This is a genomic window from Pseudomonas sp. B21-032, from assembly GCF_024748965.1.
Classification (GTDB): Bacteria; Pseudomonadota; Gammaproteobacteria; order Pseudomonadales; family Pseudomonadaceae; genus Aquipseudomonas.
The window spans coordinates 762,205-773,235 of the sequence record NZ_CP087180.1; the positions used below are offsets into that span (position 1 = coordinate 762,205).

Annotated in this window: 9 protein-coding genes; 6 read left to right on the forward strand and 3 right to left on the reverse strand. The window is 64.1% G+C overall.

Features of this window, described 5'->3' with window-relative positions:
- Positions 1-48: 48 nt before the first annotated feature.
- Positions 49-1,761 carry an FAD-dependent oxidoreductase gene (locus LOY54_RS03350; protein WP_258609264.1) on the reverse strand — a complete coding sequence of 571 codons (1,713 nt, stop codon included), beginning with the start codon at positions 1,759-1,761 and terminating at the stop codon, positions 49-51.
- A gap of 172 nt (positions 1,762-1,933) precedes the next feature.
- Here LOY54_RS03350 and LOY54_RS03355 point away from each other — a divergent pair, with 172 nt between their 5' ends.
- From LOY54_RS03355 to LOY54_RS03365, 3 genes are all read left to right on the forward strand, one after another.
- Entirely contained in the window at positions 1,934-2,710 is a 777-nt protein-coding gene (locus tag LOY54_RS03355) for an IclR family transcriptional regulator (protein ID WP_045195862.1), read from the forward strand.
- Between the two features lie 111 nt (positions 2,711-2,821).
- Positions 2,822-3,628, forward strand: a complete 807-nt coding sequence (locus tag LOY54_RS03360) for a sugar phosphate isomerase/epimerase (protein ID WP_195885636.1) — start codon at positions 2,822-2,824, stop codon at positions 3,626-3,628.
- An 18-nt stretch (positions 3,629-3,646) separates the two neighbouring features.
- Positions 3,647-4,525, forward strand: a complete 879-nt coding sequence (locus tag LOY54_RS03365) for a DMT family transporter (protein ID WP_258609266.1) — start codon at positions 3,647-3,649, stop codon at positions 4,523-4,525.
- Here LOY54_RS03365 and LOY54_RS03370 read toward each other — a convergent pair.
- Positions 4,522-5,862, reverse strand: a complete 1,341-nt coding sequence (locus LOY54_RS03370; RefSeq protein WP_408980553.1) for an MFS transporter — start codon at positions 5,860-5,862, stop codon at positions 4,522-4,524. The genes LOY54_RS03365 and LOY54_RS03370 overlap by 4 nt on opposite strands.
- A 209-nt stretch (positions 5,863-6,071) precedes the next feature.
- On the opposite strand from LOY54_RS03370, the gene quiC reads away from it, so the two are divergent.
- Together quiC and LOY54_RS03380 are read left to right on the forward strand one after the other, a co-directional pair.
- Complete coding sequence (quiC, locus tag LOY54_RS03375; protein WP_093387831.1) at positions 6,072-7,982, forward strand: 3-dehydroshikimate dehydratase QuiC; 1,911 nt, start codon at positions 6,072-6,074, stop codon at positions 7,980-7,982.
- Between the two features lie 77 nt (positions 7,983-8,059).
- Positions 8,060-8,728 carry a TetR/AcrR family transcriptional regulator gene (locus tag LOY54_RS03380; protein ID WP_045195875.1) on the forward strand — a complete coding sequence of 223 codons (669 nt, stop codon included), beginning with the start codon at positions 8,060-8,062 and terminating at the stop codon, positions 8,726-8,728.
- A 59-nt stretch (positions 8,729-8,787) separates the two neighbouring features.
- Here the strand turns inward: LOY54_RS03380 and LOY54_RS03385 are convergent, their stop codons facing one another.
- A complete protein-coding gene (locus LOY54_RS03385; RefSeq protein WP_408980554.1) occupies positions 8,788-9,648 on the reverse strand; it encodes a shikimate dehydrogenase in 861 nt (286 codons plus the stop codon).
- Between the two features lie 171 nt (positions 9,649-9,819).
- On the opposite strand from LOY54_RS03385, the gene LOY54_RS03390 reads away from it, so the two are divergent.
- Entirely contained in the window at positions 9,820-10,992 is a 1,173-nt protein-coding gene (locus LOY54_RS03390; RefSeq protein WP_258609268.1) for an alkaline phosphatase family protein, read from the forward strand.
- Positions 10,993-11,031 lie beyond the last annotated feature (39 nt).

The window sequence follows — 11,031 nt, forward strand, 5'->3', positions numbered from 1 at the left end:
GGCAAGCCCGCTCCTACAGTGTTGTGTAGGAGCGGGCTTGCCCCGCGATCATTCGTATTCCGTCACCCCGGCAATATGCCGCCCGGCGATATAGCCGAACGTCGCCGCCGGCCCCAGGTTGATCCCGCCCGCCGGATAGTGCCCGCCCATGATGCTGGCCATGTCGGTGCCCACCGCATACAACCCGGCAATCACCTCACGCTTTTCATCCAGCACCTGCGCATGGGTGTTGGTCCTGAGCCCGGCGAAGGTGCCGAAACAGCCCGGTTCGACCTTTACCGCATAGAACGGCCCGTTCTCGATCGGCGCCACGCACGGATTGGGTCCGTGCAAGGCATCGCCCTGCTTGCGGTTGTAAGGGGTGGAGCCGCGGCCGAAGTGCGGGTCTTCGCCGTTGCGGGCATGCCGGTTGTACTCGGCGACCGTTGCCACCAGGCCTTGAGGGTCAATGCCGCAGGCCCGCGCCAGGGCTTCGATACTGTCGCCGGTCTTCAGGTAGCCGGATTTGATCAACGGCTGCAGCGGCAACGGAAACGGCCGTGAAATGCCCAGGCCATAACGGCGCTGGAAGGCATGGCTGCAGATCAGCCACGATTCGACCTTGTCCCCCGGCGCCTTGGCGACCATGGCGCTGACATAGTCGTAGTAGCCGTCGGCCTCGTTGACGAAGCGCTTGCCGTCGGCGAGCACGCCGATGATACCGGGCTTGGCCCGTTCGATGATGTGCGGGAAATGCCCGCTGCTGCCGTCCTTGTAAGGCACCCGCGATACCGGCGCCCAGGCCACCGGGCTGTGCAGGTCGTCAGCCACCTGGCCGCCAACGCTTTCGCCCAGGCGCAGGCCGTCACCATTGGCGCCCAGCGGCGGCAGCGCCAGGTGTTCGTGGCCGGTGGGTGTACGCGGGAACAGCGCCTTGCGCCGTTCGATGTCGTTGGCAAAGCCGCCGGCGGCCAGCACCACGGCCTTGCGCGCATTTATTTGGATCGGCCCGCGCGCGGTTTCAATCAGCGCACCGCTGACCCGGCCATGCTCGCGGAGCAACTGCCGAGCCGCTGCCGATTCCCAGAGCAACACGCCAAGGTCTTCAGCCGACTTGGCCAGCCGCGCGACCAGGGCGACGCCGTTGACCAGTTGCAGGGCCCGGCCGTGGGTTGCCAGATCGAGCAGGTGGCGGCTCAAACGCTTGCTCACATGCAGCAGCGAGCGCCAGGAACGGGTGAGGCTGAGGAAGGCGCCGAGGTCTTTGCCGGCCATGATCGGCATGCCCATGAACGAGGTTTCGCGCATGGTTTTGCGCAGGCGCTTGAGCAGCTTTTTGCCCAGCTGGCGGCCATCGTAGGGGGCGGCAATTACCGAACGCCCGCCGGTGCCGGCGCCAGGGGTATTACCGTGAATGTCGGCGATGCCATTGCCGTCGGCAAATTGCAGGGCGGTATGGCGCTCGAAGAACGACACCATGTTGGGCGCCGCTTCGAGAAACGCATCGATCATCGGCCCATCGAAACGTTCGCCCAGTTCATGCTCCAGGTAAGTGCGCGGCTGCGAGCGCTGCTCGATGATCCCGGCGCGCTGCGCCAGCGGGTTGCACGGTACCCACATCCAGCCACCGGACCAGGCCGTGGCGCCGCCGAACACCGGGTCCTTCTCAACCACGATGACCTTCTGGCCATGCCAGGCGGCGGTCACGGCGGCGGCCAGCCCGGCGGCGCCGGAGCCGATGACCAGTACATCGCATTCGACCAGCGGGGTATCGACGGGCATGAGCAGTATCCTCCAGGCAGTTTTGTTATATTTTGGAATATGATTCCATATTCTATGGTTTGATTTGTCGCCCAGCCAAGGCGTGCCACGACAAAGTGGGCGAAGATCGGACAGTGATTTGCGCTTTCGCCGGGGCTCTTTAGAATCGGCACAAATTTCAGGGACCATGACCATGGCCGGCAGTCAGATCGAACGTGCGTTCAGCCTTCTCGAACGCCTCACCAGCGACCCGCGCGGGCTGCCCCTGCAGACCCTGGCCGAAGAGCTGGACATCCCCAAGAGCGCCACCCATCGCATGCTCGCCGAGCTGATGCGCCTGGGCTATGTGCGCCAGAACGCCGAGAGCAGCCGCTATCACCTGAGCACTCGCCTGGTGGCCATGGGTTTTCGCTATCTGGCCAGCAGTGGCGCCGATATCGTCCAGCCGATTCTTGATCAACTGGCCCAGCAGACCGGCGAGCTGGTGCGCCTGGGGGTGATCGACGGCGAACGCCAGACCTGGATCGCCAAGGCCCAGGGCGCCCGCTCCGGCTTGCGCTACGACCCGGATATGGGCCGTGATGCGCCGTTGTTCTACACCGCCTCCGGGCATGCGTGGCTGTCGAGCCTGAGCGATGCCCAGGCCTTGTTGCTGGTGGAGCGCCAGGGCATCGCCGACCCGGCGCAGTTCGGCCCCAACGCGCCGAAGTCCAATGCCGAGCTGCTCGAACGCCTGCGCGTTGCCCGCGAGCATGGCTATGCCTGGGTGGTGGAGAGTTCGGCAGTGGGGATGTCGGCGCTGGCGGCGGTGGTGCGGCACCCGCTGGATGGCCATGCGGTTGGCGTGCTCAGCGTTGCCGGGCCCAGTGCGCGGATGAGCGAGGCACGCATGCACGAGCTGGCGCCGGTGTTGCTGGCGGCGGTGGCGGAGTTGTCGGCGGCAAGTCCTGCTTCTGAGTTGTTTGTCTAGAAGCATCACGGGTCAAGCCCGCTCCTGCACTCGCGATCCGTTTTTTCGCTTGCATTGAAATTGGAACTAAGTTCTAAATATTTCCAAATTCAATTCGCCGAGAAAACAACAATGAGCCAACGCGTGATGTCCCTTGCCGCCCTGACGGTACTCGAGCTGTCGCCTGTCGACATGGTCGAGGTTGCTGCCCGCGCAGGCTACAGCCATGTCGGCCTGCGCCTGGAACCGGCCACGGCCGAGGAGCATCACTTCCCGCTGGTGGCCGACGCCGGCCTGCGCCGGCAGACCGCCGCGCGCCTGCGCGATACTGGCATCCAGGTGCTGGATGTGGAGATTTTGCGGCTCAAGCCCGAGACCTGCGTGGCCGACTTCGAAGCCCTGCTGGCGGTCGGCGCCGAGTTCGGCGCCAGCGAGTTGCTGGTGGCCGGCAACGATCCTGACGAGCAACGCCAGAGCGACAATTTTGCGGCCCTCTGCGACCTGGCCGCAGATTATGGCCTGCATCCGCACCTGGAGTTCATGCCCTGGACCGACGCCAAGAACCTCACCCAGGCCTGGCGCATCGTCGAGCAGGCCGGGCGCGACAATGGCGGGGTGCTGGTCGATGCCTTTCACTTTGACCGCTCCGGCTCGTCGCTGGATGAGTTGCGCCAGGTGCCGGCCTCGCGGCTACGCTATGCACAGTTGTGCGACGTGGCCGGGCCGCGTCCGCACGATATGGCCGAGATCTTGCGTCAGGCGCGCAACGAGCGGCGGTTTCCCGGCGATGGCAATTGCGATTTGCCCGGCTTGTTGCGTAGCCTGCCGCAGAACATTGCGCTGAGCCTGGAAATTCCCGTTCGCGACCAGGGCCTGAGCGCCTTGCAGCGGGCACAGATGGCCCTGGACAAGACCTGTCAGTTGCTCCGTCAACTCTGAACCTGCGAGCTTTTATCGATGCCCCGTCCTACTGCGCTCGACGCTGTCAGCCAACCGCTCAAGGGCATTGCCCTGGTGGTGCTGGCGACCTTTCTGTTCGCCAGCCACGACGCCTTGTCGAAGTACCTGGCGGGGTTCTATCCGATTCTCTGGGTGGTGTGGGCGCGTTACCTGGTGCACACCCTGCTGATGATGGTGATCTTCCTGCCGCAGTCGGGCCTGCGCGTGTTGCGCACCCGGCGACCGGGGCTGCAGACCTTGCGCGCGCTGTGCCTGCTGGGCACCAGCCTGTTGTTCACCACCGCCCTGCAGTACATACCGCTGGCCGAGGCGACGGCGGTCAACTTCCTCGCGCCGTTGCTGGTCACGGCGCTGTCGCTGCCGCTGCTGGGCGAGAAGGTCACACGCAGGCAATGGGTGGCGGTGCTGGTGAGTTTTGTCGGGGTGACGGTGATCATCCACCCGGGCGGGGCCTTGTTTACCCCGGCAGTGTTGCTGCCATTTGGCTCGGCCTTGTGCTTCTGCTTCTACCAGTTGCTGACGCGCAAGCTCAGCGGCACCGACAGCCCGACCACCAGCAACTTCTTCACCGGCCTGCTCAACACCTTGGTGATGAGCGCCGTGGTACCGATGTTCTGGCAGACCCCAAGCTTCATCCATGGCCTGATGGCCGTGGCCCTGGGCACCTGCGGGATGACCGCGCACCTGTTCCTGACCCAGGCGTTCCGGCATGCGCCACCGGCCATGCTCGCGCCGTTCAGTTACTGTCAGATCGTGTTCGCCGGTGTTCTCGGCCTGGTGTTGTTCGGACACAGCCCGGACATGGCCGGGCTGGTGGGGATTGCCTTGATCTGCCTCAGCGGCCTGGGCGCCGCCTGGTTGCAACGGCGGCGTTAGGCCTCGACCTTCGGCACCTTGCGCGGGGCCATGAAGTACATCCAGGTCAGGGCGATGAAGTACATGGCCGGGATCATGGTGAACAGCAGGGTGTAATTGTTGTGGGTGGTGGTCAGGATGTAGCCGACCAGCTGGGTCATGAACATGCCGCCGATGGCCGCGCACATGCCGCCGAAACCGAACACCGTGCTCATCATGTGCTTGGGCGTGTAGTCCATGACCAGGCTCCAGATGTTGGCAGTCCAGGCCTGGTGCGCGGCGATGGCCAGGGAAATCGCCAGCACCGCGACCCACAGGCTGCTGGCGCCGGCGGCGAAGATTACGCCGATGATGGTGGTGGCGAACAGCAGCATCGACAGCAGCCGCGCCTTGACCGGGGCCATGCCGCGGCCGATCAGGAACGACGAAAGAATGCCACCGCCGACACTGCCGAAATCCGCGCTCAGGTAGATGACGATCAGCGGGATGCCCATCTGCGTGACGCTGATGCCCAGGCTGTATTGCTGGTTGAGGAACGGCGGCAGCCAGTACAGGTAGAACCAGAACACCGGCGCGGTCATCGAGTAGGCCAGGGCGAAGGCCCAGGTGCCGCGCATGCGCAGGATTCGTGAGAACGGCACGCGGGCTTGTTCCGGTTCCACTTCGCTTTGCACGTAGGCCAGTTCTTCTTTGCTGACGCTCGGGTGATCTTCCGGGTTGAAGTATTTCAGGCCCCAGAACACTACCCAGACCAGGCCCAGGGCGCCCATGCCGATGAACGCCGCTTGCCAGCCCCAGACGGTGAGGATCAACGGCAACAGCATCGGCGTGAACATGGCGCCGACGTTGGTGCCGGCGTTGAAGATACCGGTGGCCACGGCGCGTTCACCGGCCGGGAACCATAAGCGGGTGGTCTTGACGCAGGCGGGGTAGTTGGCCGCTTCGGTCAGGCCGAGAATGAACCGGCAGACCATGAAGCCCACCGCCGAGGTGGCCAGGCCATGGGCGCCGGTAGCCAGGCTCCAGAGCAGCACGGCGCAGAAGAACACGCGCTTGACGCCGACCCGGTCGATCAGCCGGCCTTGCAGCACGAAGCCGATGGCGTAACCGACCTGGAACCAGAAGTTGATGTTGGCGTAGTCCATCGCCGTCCAGCTCATCTCCTTGGCCAGAATCGGCTGCATCACCCCGAGGGCGGCGCGGTCGATGTAGTTCAAGGTGGTGGCGAAGAACACCAGCGCGAGCATGACCCAGCGGGTCTTGCCGACGGCCATGGCGCCACGCAGCTTGTCGCCGATGCCGGCGTGCGCAGTAGTACCCAGGGGCTGGGCCATGCGGGTGGATTGAGAGTGGATCATCGCGGGTTACCCGTATTTTTATGTTTATGGGTCAAGCCTTGGTGTCGAAATGGTGCGCCTGTGGTCAAAAAAGGGTCAATTGACTGAACGCTATATTGGGCGATAATCGAACACAAAACTAACTAGTTCGTACCTTTTGCATTGAGCAAAATTTGCTCAACACCAATAATTCCTCCACCGGTTTTTGCCTGCCCATCGGAGCCAGAATAATGCAGCGTTCGATCGCCACCGTATCCTTGAGCGGTACTTTGCCAGAAAAACTCGAAGCCATCGCCGCCGCGGGCTTCGATGGGGTCGAGATCTTCGAGAACGACCTGCTGTACTACGCCGGCAGCCCGCGCGAAATTCGCCAGCGCTGCGCCGATCTGGGCCTGGCGATTACCCTATTCCAGCCGTTTCGCGATTTCGAGGGCTGCCGCCGCGATCGCCTGGCGCGCAACCTGGAACGCGCGGAACGCAAATTCGATTTGATGCAGGAACTGGGCACCGATCTGGTGCTGGTGTGCAGCAATGTCGCCGCCGATTCCCTGGGTGAGCGCCAGGTGCTGATCGACGACCTGCGCCTGCTGGCCGAGCGCGCTGGGGCCCGTGGCCTGCGCATCGGCTACGAAGCCCTGGCCTGGGGCCGCCACGTGAACACCTGGGAGCAGGTCTGGGACATCGTCAAAACGGCTGACCACGCAAGCCTGGGGATGATCCTCGACAGCTTCCACACCTTGTCGCTCAAGGGCGACCCGCGGGCTATCGCACAAGTGCCAGGGGACAAGATTTTTTTCGTGCAGATGGCCGACGCGCCGCTCCTGGCCATGGACGTGCTGGAGTGGAGCCGGCATTTTCGCTGCTTTCCGGGGCAGGGCGAGTTTGACCTGGCGGGTTTTCTCGCGCCGATCCTGGCCAGCGGTTACAGCGGCCCGCTGTCGCTGGAGATCTTCAACGATGGCTTTCGCGCCGCACCGCCTCGGGCCAATGCCGCCGATGGCCTGCGCTCGCTGCTGTACCTGGAAGAAAAGACCCGCCAGCGCCTTGAGCAAGACCGCGTAGCGCCGGCCAGCGACGACCTGCTGTTCGCCCCACCACGTGCCAGCGCCTACGATGGCGTCGAGTTTCTCGAGTTCGCCGTCGACGACGCCCTGGGGGCCAAGCTCGGCAACTGGCTGGAGCGCCTGGGCTTTACCCGCGCCGGCGTGCACCGTTCGAAGAATGTCAGCCTGCTGCGCCAGGGCGACATCAACCTGATCCTCAACGCCGAGCCTTATTCCTTCGCCCATAACTTCTTTGAGAGTCATGGCCCGTCGCTGTGCGCCACGGCGATCCGGGTCAAGGACAGCGCCCAGGCCCTGGCCCGTGCCGTGGCCTACCATGGCCAGCCCTATCGCGGCCTGGTCGGCCCCAACGAGCGCGAGCTGGCGGCGGTGCGTGCGCCGGACGGCAGCTTGATCTACCTGGTCGACCAGGATGCCCAGGGCCGGACTATCTATGACACCGACTTCAGCCTGCAGCCACAAGCGGGCAGCAGCCTGGGCCTGACCCGCATCGACCATATGGCCCTGGCCTTGCCGGCCGACGGCCTGGACAGCTGGGCGCTGTTCTACAAGAGCGTGCTGGACTTTACTGCCGACGACGAAGTGGTGTTGCCCGACCCTTATGGTCTGGTCAAGAGTCGCGCCTTGCGCAGCCGTTGCAGCTCGATCCGCCTGCCGCTGAATATTTCGGAAAACCGTAATACGGCGATTGCCCATGCTTTGTCGCATTACCGCGGTTCTGGCGTGCACCACATTGCCTTTGACTGCGAGGACATTTTTACTGCGGTCAAACAGGCCAAGGAGTCGGGGGTGGCTTTGCTCGACATTCCGCTCAACTACTACGACGACCTTGCCGCACGCTTTGATTTCGACGACGAGTTCCTCAGCGAACTGGCTTACTACAACGTGCTCTACGACCGCGATGCCCAGGGCGGTGAGCTGTTTCATGTGTACACCGAGCCGTTTGAGGAGCGCTTCTTCTTCGAGGTGCTGCAGCGGCGTAACGGTTACAGCGGCTATGGCGCGGCCAACGTCGCCGTGCGCCTGGCCGCCATGGCCAAGGCCCGCGCCGGCGCGCCGGCCCAGGCCAAGTTGTAGGGCGCAGGCACCGAGGCTTCCTTACTCAGCACCCGGGGCTCATAATTGCCGGGTTAACCGATGGCCATGAGTCCCGTATGACGACTACCCCAGCACTCTGCGCAGCCCCCGAACAAGCGCCGCGCAAGGGCCGCAAGAACAATCCGGAAAAGACCCGCGAGAACATTCTCCAGGCGGCGATCAGCGAGTTCGTCCAGCAGGGGCTGGCCGGCGCCCGGGTCGATGCGATCGCCGAGCGCACGCAAACCTCCAAGCGCATGATCTACTACTACTTCAACAGCAAGGAGCAGTTGTACGTCGAGGTGCTGGAGAAGCTCTACGGCGATATTCGCAGCACTGAAAGCAACCTGCACCTGGCCGAACTCGAGCCGCGCCTGGGCATCCGCCGGCTGGTGGAATTCACCTTCGATCACCATGATCGCAACGTCGATTTCGTGCGCATCGTCTGCAACGAGAACATGCACCACGGCGAGTACGTGAAGCGCTCGGCGGCGATTCGCTCGATGAACAAGACCGTACTCACGGCGCTGGATGAAGTGCTCAAGCGCGGCGCGGGCGAGGGGGTATTCCGCCAGGGGCTGGAGGCGCTGGATGTGCACCTGCTGATCAGCTCGTTCTGCTTCTACCGGGTGTCGAACCGGCACACCTTTGGCGAGATCTTCCAGGTGGACTTCGAGGACAAGGCGGTCAAGGACCGGCATCGGCAGATGATTTGCGAGTCGGTGCTTAGATTTTTGCAGGCCTGAGTATTTTCGCGGGGCAAGCCCGTTCCTACCGTAGGAGCGGGCTTGCCCCGCGATGCTTTTCAGTCACCCAGACTGTTGAAGTGCTCGATCATCCGCGCCGCATCAGGCTTCACCCCGCTGAACAGTTCAAACGCCTTCACCGCCTGGAACACCGCCATGTTCGCCCCGCTCAGGGTGCGGCAGCCCAGGGCCCGGGCTTGGCGCAGCAGTTCGGTTTGCAGCGGAAAGTAAACAATCTCCGCCACCCACAGATCCGCCCGTAGCAGCGCCTTGGGCACCGGCATGCCCGGCAGCTTGGCCATGCCCATGGGCGTGGTGTTGACCAGGCCGTCGGCGCTGGCCATGGCGCTTTGCAGGTCATGACCGACCCTGGCGCGGCTGCCGGCAAAGTGCTGGTTGAGGTTGTCCACAAGGGCCTGGGCACGGGCCGGTTCGACATCGAACACGCTCAGTTGCCCGACCGCTTCTTCCAGCAGCGCATGAGCTACCGCAGCGCCGGCGCCACCGGCGCCCATCTGCACCACCTGGCGGCGCGGCGCGTCGCTCAGGCCACGGCGAAAGCCCTCGGCAAAACCCAGGCAGTCGGTGTTGTGGCCGATGCGCTTGCCGTCCTTGAATACCACGGTGTTCACCGCGCCGATACCGCGCGCTTGCGGTGACAGTTCGTTGAGCAGCGGCAGGATCGCCTGCTTGCACGGGAAGGTGATGTTCAGGCCGGTGAAGCCCATGTGCTCGGCCGCGGTCAGCAGCTCTTCGAGGGCGCTGCTGTCGAGCTTGAGCTGGTCCAGGTCGATCAGCCGGTACAGGTAGTTCAGGCCTTGCGCGGCGCCTTCGTGCTCGTGCAGCGCCGGGGTGCGCGAAGCCTGGATGCCCGCGCCGATAAGGCCGGCAAGAATGCCGGAAGAAGAGGCCAAAGCCATGTTGAAAACTCCGTTGTTATTCTTGGTGATGAAGCGGGAGTGCCTTCGCTTAAAAATGTACCGAATGGTTAATTTGGTCAATCGGGCGCAAGGCCGCAGGGGTGTTTTCTGTGCGCTGATCGCACAGCCTGTGCTACACCTGTTGCTTTGCACCTGACCACGGAGGGCAACATGGCAACGCCGATCAACGACCTGCAGTCGCTGGGTGAAACCTGGCCGGGCCTGGCCAACCTCACCCAGTCGATTTTCGCGGCCCTGGGTGGCCACGGTTTTCGCAATGCCTTTCGCCTCGACCATTCGCGCAGCACCTGCCTGCTGCTGATCGACGGCCTGGGCTGGAACCTGCTGCAGGCCCACGCCCGGCATGCGCCGTTTCTTGCCTCGCTGATGCAGCCGGACAGCCACTTCAAGGTAGGCTTTCCAGCCACCACGGCGACCAGCCTGGCCTCTGTGGCTTGCGGGCTGGGCAGCGGCGCCCACGGTATCGTCGGCTGCGGCTTTGCCCTGGATGAGCACACTGAACTGTCGCCACTGACCTGGACCACCTCGCCCTTGCAGGTCGAGGCGCAGGCCAGTGGCGCGCCGCCGCCGGAGACTTTTATCGTGCCCGCCGATGCCTGGAGCCAGGCGGCGGCCCAGGGCATCGCCATCAGCACGGTGATGCTCGGGCGCTATGCCAGTTCCGACTTCACTCGGGCGATTTACCGGGCCGGCAAGATCCTCCCTGCGCCGGCCTATGACGCTTATCCGCAGTTGGTCAATGCCGCCCTGGCCGTGCCGGGGCCGGCGTTCTGCTTCGCCTATTTCGGCGACCTGGATTTTGCCGGGCACCTGTTCGGCCCAGGCTCCGAGGGCTGGCTTAAGCAACTGCAGATTGCCGACCAGCTGGCCCGGGCCATCGCCCAATCCTTGACTGAGCAGGCGCGGCTGATGGTGATTGCCGACCACGGCATGCTGGCGCTGGACAGTGAACAGGTGCGCGACTTTGATCTGGACCCGGCGCTGCAGGAGGGCGTGCGGGCGATGGCCGGGGATATTCGCGCGCGCTACCTGTACACCCACGCGCACCAGCAGGACCGCGTGCACGAGCGCTGGCAGAATCGTCTGGGGGAGGGCTATCACGTGTTGAGCAAGGCCCAGGCGATTGCCAAGGGGCTGTTCGGCGATGTGCTGCTAAGCCAGGCGGAGGCGCGGATTGGCGATCTGATCGTGGTTCCGAACGGGGCGGGCGGGATTATTCGCAGCGAGGTGGAAAAGCACGCCAGCCAATGGCGCGGGCACCATGGGGCGTTGACCGATGAGGATCAGCTGGTGCCGTTGTTGATGTGTTCGGGGCTCGGCTGAAGGGCCCGCTCCTGTAGGAGCGGGCTTGACCCGCGATAG